The sequence below is a fragment of the Alteromonas sp. KC3 genome, assembly GCF_016756315.1.
GTDB lineage: Bacteria > Pseudomonadota > Gammaproteobacteria > Enterobacterales > Alteromonadaceae > Alteromonas.
In genome coordinates this window covers 74,180-90,147 of record NZ_AP024235.1, presented here as the reverse complement: position 1 = coordinate 90,147, position 15,968 = coordinate 74,180, and the positions used below count along the sequence as shown (strand labels likewise).

The window sequence follows — 15,968 nt, the reverse complement described above, 5'->3', positions numbered from 1 at the left end:
TTGGTGTACTTGAGATTGTTATAAACCAATGACAAATGCAGACATAGAGCTACTGGTTATCGAGCTTCAATTTGGCAATCGAACAGCCCTTGGCACGCTTTATCAACACTTTCACATCGCCATGCGCAAGTACGCAGTATTGCGGGTAAAAGATGCCATGGTTGCTGACGACCTCGTGCAAAATGTGTGGTGTAAAGTAGCCAAGCGCGTAACCAAGCTAAACGATGTATCGCTTTTTAAAAGCTGGCTTTACAAAGCGCTGCGTTGGGAAATTATCGACTGGTACAGGGCATCGAGCAAAGAAGTGGTAATGGACAGCGATATCCCAGAAAAAGCCATTGAACTGGTATACAACGAACCTTTATCACCGTTAAAGCAACTGTTTACGCTGCCAGCTAACGAACGTGATGTGGCTGAGCTGTATTACTTAAACGATTTAAACACAAAAGAAATAAGCCTAGTAGCGGGCATTCCATTAGGCACAGTAAAGTCGCGCTTACACCGCGCTCGGGCTTTACTAAAGCAACGCATTTCAAATACGGAGTACGGTTATGACGACTAAATCAGACGATGACATTAAGCACTACTTAAAACAACAGTCGCAAGAGTTAGACAACATGTTAGGCGATGGCTTAACCGATTACTTAAAACTGGGATTTGCCAGTAACTTCTCCGGCATTATGAAACTGGGCTATGCCATAGCAATAGCACTTACTTTGGCGCTGTTTTATTGTGGGTATCAGTTCTTCACTGCACCAGAAGTAAATCAAGTATTTTGGGGGGTACTGCTGATACTGAGCTTTAACGCACAGGTAGCCACTAAGCTTTGGATATTCATGCAAACTAATCGCAACATGCTTTCAAAAGAAATGCGCATGATAGAAGTACGACAGCGCGCATGGTTTGCGGCCCAAAACGCAAAAATGCATGAATAACAGCATGGTTAGCCTGCATTGTTCTTGGTAATTGAAGGTGATAGTCTGAGCTTACTAAAAGGACTTGGTAAGTAATCTTGTTATGAAAAACCTTATTTGGATTGTGTGTGTCTTGCTTGCGTTTACCGCAGGCTATTTTGTTAATCATTTTTCTTCTGAAACGCTTTCTTTGGATGATCAGTCCCAAGCACCTATATCAGCCCCAAAAGATGCTACTGACAACAATAACGTTGTTACTTCCAATACAACCGCACTTACGTCATCGACAAATACTGTAGAAAACGAAAACGACGTTGGAGTGCCTACTACCGACGAAATTGCCCAACAGCTTAAGGCACTCATCGGTAGCAACCCTATGGCGCTTACCTTTTCTGAAATGGCTAACTTTTACAGTTTTGTAGGGGAATTATCTGAAGTGCAATTGTTGGCGGTTATTCAAGAGTTATCAAATACAGGTGTTAAAGAGAACCAATCAGCACTTATGATGTTGTTTAGTCGGTATACCGAAATTAACGCAGCCGCGGCCATCGACTTTGCCAAAACGGAAATAGGCGATGAACGGCTTCAAAGTGTCATGCTGAACATAAGCTTGATCAGTCTAGCCCAGCAGGACCCCTTAGCTTCTTATGACCACTTTATCAGGCTAACAGACGCACAACAGAACATAGCGAGGGCTAGCAACATGCACCTCACTGGTAGTTTGATGCCAATTTTCTCGAGCTTGGCAAAGCAAGATTTGTCGCTCGCGATTGATAAGTTGTACGAGCTAAACAAACTCGGACACAAACTTATGTTGCCAATGTGGGGACTAACTCAGAACCTTGAGTCGAAACAAGAGTTCGTTGATTTACTGACACTGACTAAATCTTTAGATAACCATGAAATTGAAGAAGGCATTATTAGTAATTGGACTAGGCATAACCCTGAGGAAGTGGGTGCGTGGCTTCTTGAAGATTATGATGGTGAACGCCTTGAGCAGCTAAAAGATAATTTTATTTTGACCTGGGCTTCGAACGACAGAGAGAAAAGTGGAAACTGGCTTATAGACAATACGGCGCCCGACAAGGTGCAAAGAAAAGTTGTCAACTTCCTGCGCTCTTGGGCTTGGGACGAACCTAAGGCCGCTATGCAATGGTTCTCTAAACAACCGAATGCAATTTACAACCAAAAAACGTTTGCGGAATTCATTAATGATGCAGCCTCTTCAAACCCTCAATTTGCAATGAACTACATGAGCTATCTTGATAGTAAAAAAGACCAACAACGACTTTCAGAAACTATATATCAGGGTTTAAAACGCAAAAGTACTCAGCAGGCCAAGGACTTTTTGGAGCAATCGCCGTTTAAGGATGAAATTCTTGAATTTGATGAACACTTGAAAAAATCGCTATAAGATCGAGCCTAACAAAGCTGCGAATTAGTAAACATTTTGACGAAGAATATTACCTACTATTCCGCCAATGCTTCTGAGCTGGCAAGGCAATATAACAGCCTTCCGTTTGAAGCTGTCCATAAGGATTGGCTTAACGAAATCCCTAAAGACGGAATGGTGCTTGATGTAGGTGCGGGTTCAGGCCGTGATGCTCGCTACTTAGCAGCAAAAGGCCTTGGTGTGGTAGCCGTTGAACCGTCAAATGGCATTCGCGAACTTGCCCAGCAGTATACAGTTTCTAACCCCATTCATTGGATTGCTGACTCACTACCAGAACTTACTGAAGTATTTAGGCTACAAACCAAGTTCGACCTTATTTTACTAAGTGCTGTGTGGATGCACATTGCGCCATCGTCACGAGAACGCGCCTTTAGAAAGCTATCTTCACTGTTAAAACCCAACGGCAAATTGATTATTTCTCTGCGCCACGGTATTTGTGACGATGAGCGCACCATGTACGACGTTTCAGCAGATGAGTTAGCGAAGTTTGCTAGCCAATTCGGCCTTACTTACCGACTGCTTACTAACGAACAAAGCGCAGATGTATTAGGGCGTGATGGTGTGACATGGCAAACGGTTATGCTTGCTTTGCCAGATAATGGCACGGGCGCATTTCCACTTATTAGAAACATTGTAGTAAACGACAGTAAATCATCTACCTACAAGGTTGGTTTGCTTAGAGCGTTACTGAGAATAGCTGAAGGTCACCCAGGGGCCGTTATTGAACAAACCAGTGAATATGTTGTACTGCCTGTTGGGCTTGTTGCCCTTTACTGGTTGAAGCTTTACAAGCCCCTTGTTGATCAGTTTGGTATGCAGCAAAACAGTAACTCGAGAAAAGGGCTTGGATTCATAACAGAAAACGGCTGGGAGCGCTTTGCTGGTTATTCGAGTAACGACTTTTATATCGGCGCACATTACACAGACAACGAAAGCGTGCAGGCACTGTATCAGGCGCTGAAGGATATAGCCTCAACCATCAAAACCATGCCAGCCAAATACACTACACTACCAGGCACGAAAGAAAGTGTATTTCACGTAGAGCTTAACAAAACTAAACGCCCCACAACTGACCTACGTTTAGACTTCAACTTCTTATCTTCACTGGGTAAGTTTTGTGTTCCGGTACATATTTGGGATTCGTTAACGCAATTTAGCGTATGGATAGAGCCTGCGTTAATCAATGAATGGTCTTCGTTGATGGCGGGTTACGGGCGCAACAAAGAACAGAAATTTACCAAGTTAGACTACTTAAATGCACTGAAATGGGAAGACCCTGAGCGTACTACCGCAAAAATTCGCAGGCGAGTAAGTGAGCTAATGGCCAATGAAGACGTGGCATGTTGTTGGTCTGGCAAAAAGCTGATGGCAAAAAATTACGCCGTTGACCATGCCTTCCCTTTCGCGCGATGGCCCAACAACGACCTATGGAACCTGTTGCCAACCAAGACCCAAATAAATGCCAAAAAGTCAGACAAGCTTCCTACAGGCCTAAAGCTTTCAAGTTCTAGAGAACTGATAGTGCACTGGTGGAAACAAGGCTGGCAGCACGACCAAAATGAGTTTTTCAGCCAAGCAAATTTAGCGCTACCAAACCTACGCCCAGATAACACAAACTTTGAAGATGTTTTTGAGGCATTTACGCTTCAACGCGATCGAATAAAAGCGTTGCAGCAGCTGGAGGACTGGTAGCAGTAATAGCGCGTCTTTTGCCTTACCAACTTAAGTATTCAGGTCGATCAACTCATGAAAAGCCTCAATCGCCTTTTCAAACGATTCATCATGTTCAAAATAGAGTTTGCTTAAGCGGCTCTTTTTTATCTGATAGGCGTTGCTTGCGAACGCTAACGCCTCTCTAAAACTCTCGAACTCTTGTTCAAATACTGTAAACACTTGGTGTTGCGGTGCAGCAACGCGCGTAAAGCTGCCATTCACTTCATAGTCGAAGCCTGCAAAACGAATTCTTGAAAGGGCTTCTTTACCTAAACGCATACCGCCTTTAAGGCTTATTTGAAATGCGGCATCCATTTCTTCAATTTCGTCCATGCTCCAATGGTTAAACACCCTAATTGCTTTGGCATATTTTTCTGATAGGAGCCTTTTTAAAACACTTACTCTGTGTTCCAAAATACCGTTGTTTTGATTTTTCAGAAGGTCACAACATTCATTACACGCAGGAACTGAAATAAAGTCCGCCTCTTTACTCCCCTCGCGCCAGTCGTGAATGAACTTCATCGGTGGAATAAAGTCGTTTTGAGCCGACTCGCAGCCACAATAGAAGCAGAGATAAAAGTCCGCAGAATGCACTGCGCGCAGCGGTGAATAATACTTTTCATAATTCATATGTGTTGCCTTTTAAGTGGCACAAGGAATAGATGCCACTTATTGCGCCCACTATTCTTCAATTTGAATACTGAACTCTGGCATTGCTTGAATCACTTTTTTCACTGTGCAGCTATTCGCGGCAGCTAAAAGTGGCTTTTTATATTTTTCAGGAAAGCCTTCAGGCAAGGTAACTTTAATAGAAAACGCTTTATGATATTTATCTTCACCAATCGTACTATGCTCTTGGGTTAAACTTATACCGTCTGTGCTTATGTCTCTTGCCTCACAGAATTTGCGAATATAGAACGCCGCACATAACGGCATGCTAGCTAAGAAGTAATCGAACGGTTCAGGATAAGCCTCTTCGCCTCCAGCTGATACACTTTGATCGCTTATAATTTGATGCTTACCAAAACTCGCCTGCAGCTTTTGACCTTCTAGAAGTGCGATATCAATTTTCATCTCTGCGTCCTTATATTCAATTAACGTTATAAACAATACATTCATCCTACGTGAAGTACCAACAGGCGTTAATATTATTTATGAAAGTCTATTGTCTTGGTTAGGTAGGAAGTCACATTCTATTTGTAGTTTACTTTTCTTTTGCTGCTGACATCTCAACAACTTTCATAATAGCTTGCGCTACTTCCTCCGGAGCTTCAATGTGCACCGAGTGCCCCCACTTGTTTGAGCGAATATGCTGTCCAGTTTCCACCTGCTGAAATAGTGCATTGTGTAATTGTAGCCAAAGCGCTTTGCCTTTTTGAGTTTCCTCAATAAACATTGGCTTTTCATATATTTTTGTTGAAGTGAAAAGAATAGTCGGAAGCGCGGCAGGTAATGGAATTAAAGCTTCTTGCGCCTGATCTAATGTGTCGGTTAACCGCTGATACTGCGCCTGAAGATGAGGTGGCATGTACTTCGCGATAACGACGTCGTCAGCAACAACGCGCTCCTCGTCTAATGCTTTGAAACGCAATCGATGTACTAACGTCGTCGGCTCAATAAGCACCATACCATCAATTTCTGACACGCTGTTTTTTAATGTTTGCGTTGCAACCAAGCCACCATAGGAATGCCCTACCACAATCACATTTCCGTTTTGGCTAGCTTGTTTTATTCTTTTTTGCATTGCAGCTACATCCTGAGCCAATGTTGTTGGTTCAGCATCGGGCGTCATCAAGCTGCTTCGGGTCTCGTTTATGACTTTTACGTTATTGGGTAGCAGCGCTATCACAGGGTCCCACACTTGACCTTTGGTTCCAAAGCCTGCCTCAAAAATAACGGTGGTATCAGCAGCCATTGATACTGCTACTTGAAAGAAACAGAGAATAATTGTGACTAGTTTCATTAAACGCATTGCTAGTTCCTTATGATATAGAAGCAAATTTGCAACAACGTTAACAATGGCAGGGTGAATTTAGAGTCAATATTTCTTCATAAGGCTTGAGGGGGAAAACGGCTACACATTCTCACAGCTTGCTATCAGTTCGCTTCCATTCTTCTCGGAGTAATGAGTACATCTCTAAGTCTACAAGATTACCCTTAAACCATCTTCCCTGCCTAAGCGTGCCTTCATAAACGAAGCCTTGTTTTTTGAGCATGGCTGACGACACTACGTTTTCACATACTGTAACCGCTTGAAGCCGGTTGAAGTGTGTAGACTCAAAGAAAAATTGCGTAAACAAGCAAAGTGCCTTTTTTGCATAGCCTTTTTGTCTGTGGCCAGCGAAAATGCGGTAGTAAACTTCTCTTCCGTTCATGTAATGCGCGGTTTTAAAGCTTCCAATTTCTCCCACTATATTGTGCTGACTATCTTCAATAACGAGCCTGCCACAACTGTCTTGCCAAAATCCATTTTGGTCAAATGTGTCATAAAATTCACTTTCTGAAACCAGCGACACTGGCATGAATTCACCTGCATTACTGAAGTCTTGGCTTAAGGCGTAAAGCAAGGGTAAATCCTGTCTACGTACTGTTCTTATGGCTATATTTTCTGACGCTATCATAATTTATTGCTTACTTGGTGCAGCAGCACTACCCGCTAAAATGCCACCGTCTACGTTAAGCTCGATACCCGTAACATATTGAGACTCGTCGCTGGCTAAATAGAGTGCAGCATAGGCCACATCTTCGGGCTCACCCATTCTGCCGATGGGGATATCTGCAGCAATACTTTCAATTGCCTTGGCGCGCTCCTCTCCCTGTGGAAGCATTTCCTCCCACATAGGCGTTAGTATTGCCCCTGGATGTATTGAATTACAACGAATTGGATAAGATTGCTGCGCGCAATAAAGTGCTACTGATTTGGTATGATTTCGAACCGCCGCTTTGCTAGACGCATAAGCGGCCGCACCTGGAATACCGACCAAGCCAGAACGAGATGATATGTTAACTATGCTTGCTCTGACTGCTGATTTCATAAGGCTTATAGCGTGCTTACACCCCAGCATAACGCCATCCAGATTAGTGCTATGTACTTTACGCCAGGTATCCATACTGACGTGTTCAGGATCAAAAGGCCCAGATGCCTCCATAAACCCTGTAATGCCAGCGTTGTTAATAAGAATATCAAGGTGGCCATGCGCTTTTGCGATAGCCTGCATAGCATCTATCCAATCTTGCTCGGAAGTAACATCTAAATACACGAACGAGGCATTAGCACCGATGGCCGCTGCCGCTAGCTGCCCTTTTTCACGTTCAATGTCGGATAGAATGACAAAGGCACCTTCCTTAGCGAAAACCTCTGCAATCGCTTTACCAATACCTTGCGCGGCCCCTGTTACCAGCGCGACTTTATTGTTTAACCTTGCCATTGTCTCTCCGAGGTAAGCTATCTTTTGTTTTTAACAATACTTCATTCAACACGCGGTCGTAGTTGGCTCTAGTATCCACAAGCGAGGTACAAATATTGTTTATGGAAAGCCAAACTCCTAGCGTATAGCGAGTTTTAAGTGTAGAGCATGAGAAGTGAAATTAGGGTGAAGCACTTAAAAATGGCACACCCGGCGCGATTCGAACGCGCGACCTTTGCCTCCGGAGGGCAACGCTCTATCCAGCTGAGCTACGGGTGCGTAGTTGACGTTTACAAAGATGAAAATACGCTAATAAACGTATCCTGCAAACGGGGCGTAATAATACTTAGGCCATGGGCTGTCATCAACTGATTTATGCAAAAGTCTTTTTGTTGAGCTTATCAGTTTGTTAAAAATCCTTACTTTTTATGGGTAATTGAGCGCAAATAGTTGTTCAGCCCTAATTTACCGTTATAATCTGGCCAGTTATATTTTAAACAAATTCATCATTGCCTGGAGACAGATGTGAAATTAAAGACTTGGTTAACTGTTGCTGCTACTGCGCTAACCGTTTTTGCAGCACAAGCACAAGAAATGAGTAACGATGAAATTGCTGAGCGCATTAAGCCAGCAGGTCAGGTTCACGTAGCAGGCGCAGCGGCAGCGGGTAACGCTGGTGCAGCAGGCGGTGCTAAGTCAGGTGAAGAAGTGTACAACTCTGCCTGTGTTGCATGTCACTCTGCTGGTGTACTAGGTGCGCCTAAACTACACGCTGCAGCTGATTGGCAGCCTCGCCTAGACGAGCGTGGCCTTGACGGCGTGTGGCAAAACGCGTTGAACGGTATTAACGCAATGCCTCCTCGTGGTACATGCGGCAACTGTTCAGACGACGAAATTAAAGCTGCAATTGAATATATGATCGAAGGTATCTAAACCTTTAATAATTCTTCAAATTGCTTGAAAAAGTAGCGTTTTCTCGACTAATCGGTTAATTTAACCGCTCGGGGAAACGTTCTTTTTATATTGGCGATAGGAATGTCATCAGATTCAACGCAATATGAGTTGACAGAAGAAGAACTGCGAGAGTTAATTCCGCAGCTTCAACAACTTACAGAAAAGTACAAGCGCGCTGAACGTGTTCAGAAAGCGCTTTTTGACATTTCTGAATTAGCCAGTTCTGTAAGTCACCTAAATCGCCTTTACACCGCTATTCATGAAATTATTGCTGATTTCATGAATGCTGATAACTTCTTTGTTGCCTTCTACGAACCCGAAAGTAATGTTGTCGACTTTGCCTACTTTGTTGATGAGTTCGACGAACAAGCTGTAAAGCAACTTCCTGCCGAGTCGTTAATGAACGGCATGACCGGTTACATTTTAAAAACCGGTGACCATCTATTTTATAAACGCGACGACGAACAAACCTTTGCCGAGCAGCACGAAATTGAGCTTGTTGGTTCACAGCCTTTTGAGTTATTGGGCGTACCGCTTAAGCGTGGTAGTCAGGTAATTGGGGCCATGGTTGTGCAAACTTATGATGAAGGTGTGCACTACACCCAAGAAGACTTAGAAGTTCTGTTGTTTGTGTCACAGCACATTGTGACCACGGTTGACCGCGTGAAAAACCGCGAGCTTACCGAGCGTACTATTCGCGAACGTACGCGTCAGCTTCGTAAAATTAACGACGAGCTTCAAGAAGAAATTCTTGAGCGCCAAAAAGTTGAGTCGTTACAACAAGCGCTGTTTGAAATATCAGAACTTGCCGCCAACCTAGAAGGCGACATGAATGCCTTTTACTCTAGCTTACATCAAATTCTAGAACGCCTGATTAGTGCGCCTAACTGCTACATTGCTATTTTAGATAAGGAACAAGAGCTGCTGTCGTTCCCGTATTTCAGCGATGTAATGCAAGAAAAGGTAGAAACCCGCCCATTGGGACTAGGTCTTACTGAACTGGTACTGCGCTCTGGCCAAGCTGAGCTTATAAACCCGCCGCGCGTTTTGCAATTAGCCGAAGCGGGCGAGATTGATGTATCGGTTGCGCAAACTATGCTTAATAGCGCTAACTCGTGGTTGGGTTCGCCGCTTATTGTCGAGGGTGAAATTGCTGGTGTCATTGCCGTACAAACCTACGGTAAGCACGCCAAATATACGTCGCGCGACCAAGAGCTTTTGCGCTTTGTATCGCATCATATTGCGGTGGCCATGGAGCGTAAGCGCAACACCGAGTCGATGCAACGCTACAACATAGAACTGGAAGAGCGCGTTAAAGAGCGCACTGGCGAACTAAACCGTGCCAATAAATTTCTTAAGCAGCAAATTGAAGAGCGTAAAGAGATTGAGCTTAAGCTTATTCACGACGCTCACCACGACGCCCTAACCGACTTACCAAACCGCGCCATGTTTACCAGCCGTTTAGAATTGGCGATTGCCAGTAAGCAGCGCTATAACGAGAACATGTTTGCGGTACTGTTTATCGACCTAGACCGCTTTAAAGTGATTAACGACACGTTAGGTCACCACGCTGGCGATGAGTTTTTAATTGAAGTGGCGCGCCGTATTGCCTTGTGTGTGCGCGGGCACGACTTATTAGCTCGCTTGGGTGGCGACGAATTTGTGGTGTTGCTCGATAACTTTGAAGATGCGTCAGACGTTGAGGAAGTGGCAAGCCGTATTATTGCTTCTATCTCTGAGCCGTTTTTATTAGATGGCCGCGAAATGTATTCAGGGGCCAGCGTTGGCATTGCACATTTAGAAAGCTACTACCGCAGTGCCGATGAAGTCTTGCGCGACGCCGATGCTGCTATGTATCAAGCAAAAACCTTGGGGCGCGGCAGATTTGTGATGTTTGATAAGAGCATGCGCGATCGCCTGATTGAAGAGCTTGAACTTGAAAACGAGTTTAGGCGTGCGCTACGTGAAGAAGAGTTCGACTACTTTTTACAGCCTGTAATTGATTTGAAAGATAATTCGACACTGTATAAAGAAATGTATATTCGCTGGTCGCATCCTGCCTACGGCAAGATTGCACGTGAACAGTTTAGACAAGTCGCTGAACACAGCGGGCTGACCTTAGACTTAGATTTATTCCAGCTAACTAAAGCGTGCGAACTCTTAAATTACTACAAAGACACCGATGAAAGCATAAATAAAATTGCGGTGAATGTGTCGATTAATCATTTGCTGCAAGCGTCGATGGTTAACAAGATGATTGACGTTATATCACAATCAGGTGTTGTGCCTAGCCAATTGGTGTTTGAGTTTGACGAGAATGACTTAAACCGTCGCTCACAGTTTATTCTACCTGCTATTAAAAAGCTTAAACGTGCAGGCGTTACTTTGGTGCTAGATAATTTTGGTAGCGGCTTGGCCTCGCTTAGCTATTTGTTCGCCTACCCGTTCGATTTCATTAAAATTGATCATCGCTTTGTGAAATCACTCCCCCGCTCGCAACGTAACCTTAAATTGATTCAGTCGGTTATGCTAATTTCAGAGCATCTAAAGTTTCAGGTTATTGCAGAGGGCATCGACGCACAGGCTCAACTTGACGCGCTCAATGAGATTGAGTGTCGCTATGGTCAGGGCAAGGTGATTAAGCACGCCAAGGTGCTTGATATGGCGTTACTCGCAAGCTAATTAGATTTAACAATAAGAAGTAAGTGAACACTTACACCAACCTGTAAATCGACTTATTTTTTGCCCAAAATATCACGCAAGTTCGCAATGCCCACCTGCGCTTTTTGCTGGCGTTCTTCTTTGGTGGCCTTTGGCTTTTGATTTTCCCACTGCACGTCATCAGGCGGTAGTTCGAACAAGAAACGGCTTGGCTCTGGCTGTATAACCTCACCAAACTGGCGGCGCTCTTTGGCAAGGCTAAAGATAAGTTCTCGCTGGGCACGCGTGATCCCCACATAGGCCAAGCGACGCTCTTCTTCTACGTTGTCTTCGTCTATGCTGCTTTGGTGTGGTAATAGGCCTTCTTCCATACCCACAAGAAATACAATGGGAAACTCCAAGCCTTTAGACGCGTGAAGGGTCATTAACTGTACTTGGTCCCCTTCCCCATCGTCTTCACCGCGCTCCATCATATCGCGCAGAATAAGGCGATTTACCACTTCGGTGAGAGTCATTGGTTGGTCAAGGTCGTTACCCTCTAACATGTCGTTTACCCAACCAAATAGGGTACTAACATTAGCCATGGCCATTTCAGCTGCTTTAGGGCTGGCGCTGGTTTCGTACAGCCATTCTTCGTAGCCCATGGTGCGGATCATGGCGCGTACTGCATCTACCGTATTACCGCGCTCGGCGTTGTCAGACAGCTCAACTACCCAACGTGCAAATCCAGACACCGAATGAAAGGCTTTATCTGGCAATACGCTATTTAAATTAGGGTGTGTCGCCGCTTCAAACATCGACACGCCTAAGCTATTGGCAAAATTACCCAGCTTTTCTAGTGTGGCTCGCCCTATTCCGCGCCCCGGCGTGTTAATAATGCGAAGCAATGCGTTGTCGTCGTCTTGGTTCACCAACAAGCGTAAGTACGCCATGATGTCTTTAACTTCAGCTCGGCCAAAAAACGACATACCGCCACTTATTTTGTAAGGAATGCGGTTACTCATTAGCAGTTTTTCGAAAATACGACTTTGGTGATTACCGCGGTACAAAATGGCGTAGTCTTTAAACTGCGTGCGATTCATAAACTTATGCGCCAACAATTCAGCGACAACACGTTCGCCCTCGTGCTCTTCGTTTTTTGCCTCAATAACTTTTAGTGGCTCACCGTATTGCAGTTCAGAAAACAGGGTTTTGTCGAACAAGTGCGGGTTGTTCTGAATAAGAATGTTAGCGCAATGCAGAATACGCCCTGAGGAGCGATAGTTTTGCTGAAGCTTTATTACGTTTAAGCGGGGAAAGTCTTGTTGCAGCAAATGCAGGTTCTGAGGTTTTGCGCCACGCCACGAATAAATTGACTGGTCGTCGTCACCTACCACAGTAAAACGCGCGCGCTCGCCTACCAGCAGCTTTACTAGCTCGTACTGGCTGGTGTTTGTGTCTTGATATTCGTCCACCAGCAGGTAATGTATTTTGCCTTGCCATTTCGCCCGTACCTCTTCGTTGTGCTTAAGCAGCAACGTAGGCAATAAAATCAGGTCGTCAAAGTCTAGCGCGTTATAAGCCTTTAAGTTGTCTTGATAGCGCTTGTAAGCCTCAGCAAACTCCCGCTCACCGGTGCTAGTTGCAGTCTTTAATAGTGCATCGGGCAAGATAAGGTCATTTTTCCAGTTTGAAATACAGCTTTGCAATAGCTGAAGCTGGTCTTTATCGCCGTCGATGGTGTCGGTTGTAAGGTCATTCAAAAGTGCTGTCGAGTCTTTGTCATCAAATAAAGAAAAGCCGGGTTTTAAACCCAAGTCTTTCACATGAGCTTTAATGATATTTAAGCCCAAGGTGTGAAAGGTAGAAACTTTTAGACCTCGCGCTTCGGGCTTGCCTAACGTTTGCGCGACACGTTCTTTCATTTCACGCGCGGCTTTATTGGTAAAAGTTACCGCGGCAATATAACGTGCTGGCATGTCGCAGTTTCGTACTAAATGGGCAATTTTGTTGGTAATTACTCGGGTTTTACCACTACCTGCACCCGCAAGCACCAAGCATGGGCCTGACACAAAGGTTACTGCAGATTCTTGGGCTTCATTTAGTTTCATTCGGGTCCTACAACAACGTACAAAATGGCATGGGCACACTTTTCATTGCATGTCGTGCCGATACCGATAGAATAGCTTTCATAATTTGAGCTGCGCATTATAAGGGAATTCCATGTTGGATCCGAAGAAACTCGAAGATTTAGCGAAACAAATTGCTGATGCCATTCCACCTGGCGTTAAAAACATGGCTGAAGAAGCCGAAGGCAGAGTAAAGACAGTATTGCAGTCTCAGCTGTCGAAGCTAGACCTAGTCACTCGCGAAGAGTTTGATATTCAAAGCCAAGTACTTATTCGCACCCGCGAAAAACTCGATGCCATGGAAGCAAGAATGGCAGAACTTGAAGCAAAACTTGCCGAAAAGTAATAACACATTTTGGATGATAAAAGCGCCTAAAAGGCGCTTTTTTGCGGAAAAATTTATCTGAAATGATCTGTTTTAACGCTCTCGTCTTTCAATTAGTGTACTTCACACCCTCACTAGACAAGAATTTCTAAGCCTTTTTGAGCAACTAAGTTAAGCAGTTTCAGAGAGGTTCCCCTAGGTCTTTTAGCGCCTTGCTCCCATTGCCTCACCGTAGATGGCGTAGTATTTAAATAAGCTGCAAAAACAGCTTGGCTCACACGCTCTTTCTCTCTAATTGCTTTTATTTACTACCATCATACTGTTCTATTTTAGGCAAACATAATGCGTCAAACTGTTGCATAGTTTGGATATCCATTACGCCTGCATCACTCAAGTCTTTCGCCGTGTTGTGCACCACATCTAAAATACTGTCTTTCATGTCACTTCACCTCTTCAATACCGCCAGCCTCAATTGCTTGGCTTAGCTGCACATCGTTGTAACTCAGCAATTCTTTCGCTAAATGTTTTAATGCCTTTAGCTCGTTAGCATTGACGTTCGAGCGTACACGTTTGGCAAAACCGTATATGAAAAATACCTTATCTCCCGTTTTGAAAACCAGGATAGTTCTAAAGCCACCACGTTTACCTTGGTGTTGTGCAATGCGTTTTTTGAAAATATGGCCACCTAGGTCTGCGTCAACCAGCCCTGCGTTAATCTCTTCTATCGCGACTTTTAACGCTTCGTCCTTTAACCCGTATTTATTCGCCCAACTTGAGAACCACTTTGATTTGAATATGCGCATAGGATCCATCCCATGGAAAGTATAACACTTAGTGATACACCTTTCACTTGGTGAAGCTCTCTGTTTTTGAAACATCAGAAATATGATCAGAAGGCTTTTGCTAGTTCACAAGCCTTTAATTATGCTAAAGCAGCTCGCTTTTGCTACCAAGGGGACATGAGTACAGTTTTAGAAGACTACGTACATTCTATAAACAACTATTTCGCGTTAAACCGCTATGCCAAATAAAAATGCAGTGCCGTACCAAGGGTGATGGCTAAGCCAATATAGTGATTTTCAAGGAAGGCTTTGAAGCAGCCTTCTCGTTGCCTGCGTTTTATCAGCTGGTACTGACGTACGCATAGCAACGCAGAAAATAGAATAGCGCCGTAATAGGGCCAAGTGGCGTCGATGGCGTAACCAATACACCACAGAATAATTAAGGCAATTGCTTGTAGTAGCATAACGATACGCACATCGTTTTTGCCAAACAGTATCGCCGTAGACTTAACACCTATTTGAAGGTCGTCGTCACGGTCTACCATGGCGTACATAGTATCATAGGCGACCGTCCATAAAAGGTTCGCAACAAATAACCACCACGCGTAAGCAGGCACCGTTTCTAGCACTGCCATGAAGGCCATGGGGATGGCCCAACCAAACGCTGCGCCAAGCACCACTTGAGGCAAATGAGTGTAGCGCTTCATAAAAGGGTAAGACGAGGCAAGCAACAACGCCACCACAGATAGCGCAATGGTTTGCCAATTAAGAAACAGCACCAACACAAACGCCAACGCAATAAGACCGCCAAACAAGGTAAGTGCCTGTTTTGGTGTAACTTCACCTGTAGCTAACGGGCGCGCTGCTGTGCGCTTTACGCTACCGTCGACTTTTCTATCGGCGTAGTCATTTATTACGCAGCCTGCCGAACGCATTACAACAACACCCACAACAAAGATGACTAAAATGCTTAATGGCGGTAACCCTTGCGCCGCCATAAGTAGCGCCCACATCGTAGGCCACAGCAAAAGGTAAATACCTACTGGTTTATCTAGTCGCATTAAGCGTGCGTATGCACCAAGGGTTGCTTTGCTCATAGTGATAACTCGTTACTGAAAGCATGTGTATAAGCCGGTGATTCCGGCAAGAAAACTTCCGCCACTATCATGCTTTGCCCCTCTAAGGTGAACATTGAACGGCGCCCCCACAATGCTTGCGTTTTTTTATAACCAAGCCCGGTTGCGTCAAGCGTACACACTTCAAACGCTGAGCGAATGAAACGTTTATCGTTAAACAACCGCTTGCCTAGAGGCTCACGGCCTAGGTTTGATAGTTCTGCATCAATAATGGCCTGAGGAATAATAGAGCGAGCAAATACCCAAGGCTGTTCGTCACCACACAACAAGATTTCTCGCACTTGATACGACGTATCGCCATTACTGGCCAGCATCGACAGCTCGTTTGGGTGGGGTATACGGGAGTCTTGCCCTAATAATTCAAGTGAAAAATGCTGGCAGGACGACTGCACTCGCTCGGTTAACGAGCCAGTATCAAGTAACCAGTTTTTTAAGTTGGCATCAGATAGACTGATCCCCTCTGGGCGCTGCCAGTTAACCGCTAAGCCTACGGGATAAGAGGCGTTAAAACTCAC

Annotated in this window: 18 protein-coding genes and 1 tRNA gene; 7 read left to right on the top strand and 12 right to left on the bottom strand. The window is 44.6% G+C overall.

Annotated features, from left to right (window positions below; translation table 11 throughout):
* Nucleotides 1-28: 28 nt before the first annotated feature.
* The 4 genes from JN178_RS00435 to JN178_RS00420 all read left to right on the top strand — a co-directional run bounded on the left by JN178_RS00435 (nt 29) and on the right by JN178_RS00420 (nt 4,059).
* Complete coding sequence (locus JN178_RS00435; protein ID WP_202263096.1) at nt 29-562, top strand: RNA polymerase sigma factor; 534 nt, start codon at nt 29-31, stop codon at nt 560-562.
* On the top strand, nt 552-935 hold the full coding sequence (locus JN178_RS00430; protein ID WP_202263095.1) for a DUF6768 family protein: 384 nt from the start codon (nt 552-554) through the stop codon (nt 933-935). The genes JN178_RS00435 and JN178_RS00430 overlap by 11 nt, the downstream gene beginning before the upstream one ends.
* Nucleotides 936-1,017: 82 nt before the next feature.
* The gene (locus JN178_RS00425; protein WP_202263094.1) at nt 1,018-2,328 is read left to right on the top strand and encodes a hypothetical protein; all 1,311 of its coding nucleotides are present in this window, start codon (nt 1,018-1,020) and stop codon (nt 2,326-2,328) included.
* A 36-nt stretch (nt 2,329-2,364) separates the two neighbouring features.
* A complete protein-coding gene (locus JN178_RS00420) occupies nt 2,365-4,059 on the top strand; it encodes a class I SAM-dependent methyltransferase (protein ID WP_202263093.1) in 1,695 nt (564 codons plus the stop codon).
* 30 nt (nt 4,060-4,089) lie between these two features.
* Here JN178_RS00420 and JN178_RS00415 read toward each other — a convergent pair whose 3' ends face one another.
* The 6 genes from JN178_RS00415 to JN178_RS00390 all read right to left on the bottom strand — a co-directional run bounded on the left by JN178_RS00415 (nt 4,090) and on the right by JN178_RS00390 (nt 7,766).
* Nucleotides 4,090-4,710 (bottom strand): hypothetical protein, encoded by a 621-nt coding sequence (locus tag JN178_RS00415; RefSeq protein ID WP_202263092.1) that lies wholly within the window; start codon nt 4,708-4,710, stop codon nt 4,090-4,092.
* Between the two features lie 51 nt (nt 4,711-4,761).
* Nucleotides 4,762-5,154 carry an OsmC family protein gene (locus JN178_RS00410; protein WP_202263091.1) on the bottom strand — a complete coding sequence of 131 codons (393 nt, stop codon included), beginning with the start codon at nt 5,152-5,154 and terminating at the stop codon, nt 4,762-4,764.
* Nucleotides 5,155-5,284: 130 nt separating this feature from the next.
* Nucleotides 5,285-6,052: an alpha/beta fold hydrolase gene (locus tag JN178_RS00405; protein WP_202263090.1), complete on the bottom strand. Its 768-nt coding sequence runs from the start codon at nt 6,050-6,052 to the stop codon at nt 5,285-5,287.
* A 112-nt stretch (nt 6,053-6,164) separates the two neighbouring features.
* On the bottom strand, nt 6,165-6,701 hold the full coding sequence (locus tag JN178_RS00400) for a GNAT family N-acetyltransferase (protein WP_202263089.1): 537 nt from the start codon (nt 6,699-6,701) through the stop codon (nt 6,165-6,167).
* A gap of 3 nt (nt 6,702-6,704) precedes the next feature.
* Nucleotides 6,705-7,508 (bottom strand): glucose 1-dehydrogenase, encoded by an 804-nt coding sequence (locus tag JN178_RS00395; RefSeq protein WP_202263088.1) that lies wholly within the window; start codon nt 7,506-7,508, stop codon nt 6,705-6,707.
* 181 nt (nt 7,509-7,689) lie between these two features.
* Nucleotides 7,690-7,766, bottom strand: a tRNA-Arg gene (locus JN178_RS00390).
* 246 nt (nt 7,767-8,012) lie between these two features.
* Between JN178_RS00390 and JN178_RS00385 the strand changes: the two genes are divergently transcribed.
* A complete protein-coding gene (locus JN178_RS00385; RefSeq protein ID WP_202263087.1) occupies nt 8,013-8,420 on the top strand; it encodes a c-type cytochrome in 408 nt (135 codons plus the stop codon).
* A 102-nt stretch (nt 8,421-8,522) separates the two neighbouring features.
* The gene (locus JN178_RS00380) at nt 8,523-11,123 is read left to right on the top strand and encodes a sensor domain-containing phosphodiesterase (protein ID WP_202263086.1); all 2,601 of its coding nucleotides are present in this window, start codon (nt 8,523-8,525) and stop codon (nt 11,121-11,123) included.
* Between the two features lie 53 nt (nt 11,124-11,176).
* Here the strand turns inward: JN178_RS00380 and rep are convergent, their stop codons facing one another.
* The gene (gene rep, locus JN178_RS00375) at nt 11,177-13,192 is read right to left on the bottom strand and encodes a DNA helicase Rep (RefSeq protein WP_202263085.1); all 2,016 of its coding nucleotides are present in this window, start codon (nt 13,190-13,192) and stop codon (nt 11,177-11,179) included.
* A gap of 112 nt (nt 13,193-13,304) precedes the next feature.
* Here rep and ubiK point away from each other — a divergent pair, with 112 nt between their 5' ends.
* Nucleotides 13,305-13,556: a ubiquinone biosynthesis accessory factor UbiK gene (ubiK, locus tag JN178_RS00370; RefSeq protein ID WP_202263084.1), complete on the top strand. Its 252-nt coding sequence runs from the start codon at nt 13,305-13,307 to the stop codon at nt 13,554-13,556.
* Between the two features lie 113 nt (nt 13,557-13,669).
* Here ubiK and JN178_RS20120 read toward each other — a convergent pair whose 3' ends face one another.
* The 5 genes from JN178_RS20120 to JN178_RS00350 form a co-directional block, all read right to left on the bottom strand.
* Nucleotides 13,670-13,813: a helix-turn-helix domain-containing protein gene (locus tag JN178_RS20120; RefSeq protein WP_232369649.1), complete on the bottom strand. Its 144-nt coding sequence runs from the start codon at nt 13,811-13,813 to the stop codon at nt 13,670-13,672.
* Nucleotides 13,814-13,836: 23 nt separating this feature from the next.
* Nucleotides 13,837-13,974, bottom strand: a complete 138-nt coding sequence (locus tag JN178_RS20115; protein WP_232369648.1) for a hypothetical protein — start codon at nt 13,972-13,974, stop codon at nt 13,837-13,839.
* Nucleotide 13,975: 1 nt separating this feature from the next.
* Complete coding sequence (locus tag JN178_RS00360) at nt 13,976-14,338, bottom strand: type II toxin-antitoxin system RelE/ParE family toxin (protein WP_202263083.1); 363 nt, start codon at nt 14,336-14,338, stop codon at nt 13,976-13,978.
* A 215-nt stretch (nt 14,339-14,553) separates the two neighbouring features.
* Nucleotides 14,554-15,414 (bottom strand): 4-hydroxybenzoate octaprenyltransferase, encoded by an 861-nt coding sequence (gene ubiA, locus JN178_RS00355; RefSeq protein ID WP_202263082.1) that lies wholly within the window; start codon nt 15,412-15,414, stop codon nt 14,554-14,556.
* Nucleotides 15,411-15,968, bottom strand: coding sequence for a chorismate--pyruvate lyase family protein (locus JN178_RS00350; RefSeq protein WP_202263081.1), 558 nt, complete (start codon nt 15,966-15,968; stop codon nt 15,411-15,413). Before JN178_RS00350 ends, ubiA begins: the two co-directional genes overlap by 4 nt.

Bases quoted from the DNA above. Each gene is read 5' to 3' on its own strand.
- JN178_RS00435 (WP_202263096.1), top strand. From the start codon at position 29: ATGACAAATGCAGACATAGAGCTACTGGTTATCGAGCTTCAATTTGGC.
- JN178_RS00430 (WP_202263095.1), top strand. From the start codon at position 552: ATGACGACTAAATCAGACGATGACATTAAGCACTACTTAAAACAACAG.
- JN178_RS00425 (WP_202263094.1), top strand. From the start codon at position 1,018: ATGAAAAACCTTATTTGGATTGTGTGTGTCTTGCTTGCGTTTACCGCA.
- JN178_RS00415 (WP_202263092.1), bottom strand. From the start codon at position 4,710: ATGAATTATGAAAAGTATTATTCACCGCTGCGCGCAGTGCATTCTGCG.
- JN178_RS00410 (WP_202263091.1), bottom strand. From the start codon at position 5,154: ATGAAAATTGATATCGCACTTCTAGAAGGTCAAAAGCTGCAGGCGAGT.
- JN178_RS00405 (WP_202263090.1), bottom strand. From the start codon at position 6,052: ATGCGTTTAATGAAACTAGTCACAATTATTCTCTGTTTCTTTCAAGTA.
- JN178_RS00400 (WP_202263089.1), bottom strand. From the start codon at position 6,701: ATGATAGCGTCAGAAAATATAGCCATAAGAACAGTACGTAGACAGGAT.
- JN178_RS00395 (WP_202263088.1), bottom strand. From the start codon at position 7,508: ATGGCAAGGTTAAACAATAAAGTCGCGCTGGTAACAGGGGCCGCGCAA.
- JN178_RS00380 (WP_202263086.1), top strand. From the start codon at position 8,523: ATGTCATCAGATTCAACGCAATATGAGTTGACAGAAGAAGAACTGCGA.
- rep (WP_202263085.1), bottom strand. From the start codon at position 13,192: ATGAAACTAAATGAAGCCCAAGAATCTGCAGTAACCTTTGTGTCAGGC.
- ubiK (WP_202263084.1), top strand. From the start codon at position 13,305: ATGTTGGATCCGAAGAAACTCGAAGATTTAGCGAAACAAATTGCTGAT.
- JN178_RS20115 (WP_232369648.1), bottom strand. From the start codon at position 13,974: ATGAAAGACAGTATTTTAGATGTGGTGCACAACACGGCGAAAGACTTG.
- JN178_RS00360 (WP_202263083.1), bottom strand. From the start codon at position 14,338: ATGCGCATATTCAAATCAAAGTGGTTCTCAAGTTGGGCGAATAAATAC.
- ubiA (WP_202263082.1), bottom strand. From the start codon at position 15,414: ATGAGCAAAGCAACCCTTGGTGCATACGCACGCTTAATGCGACTAGAT.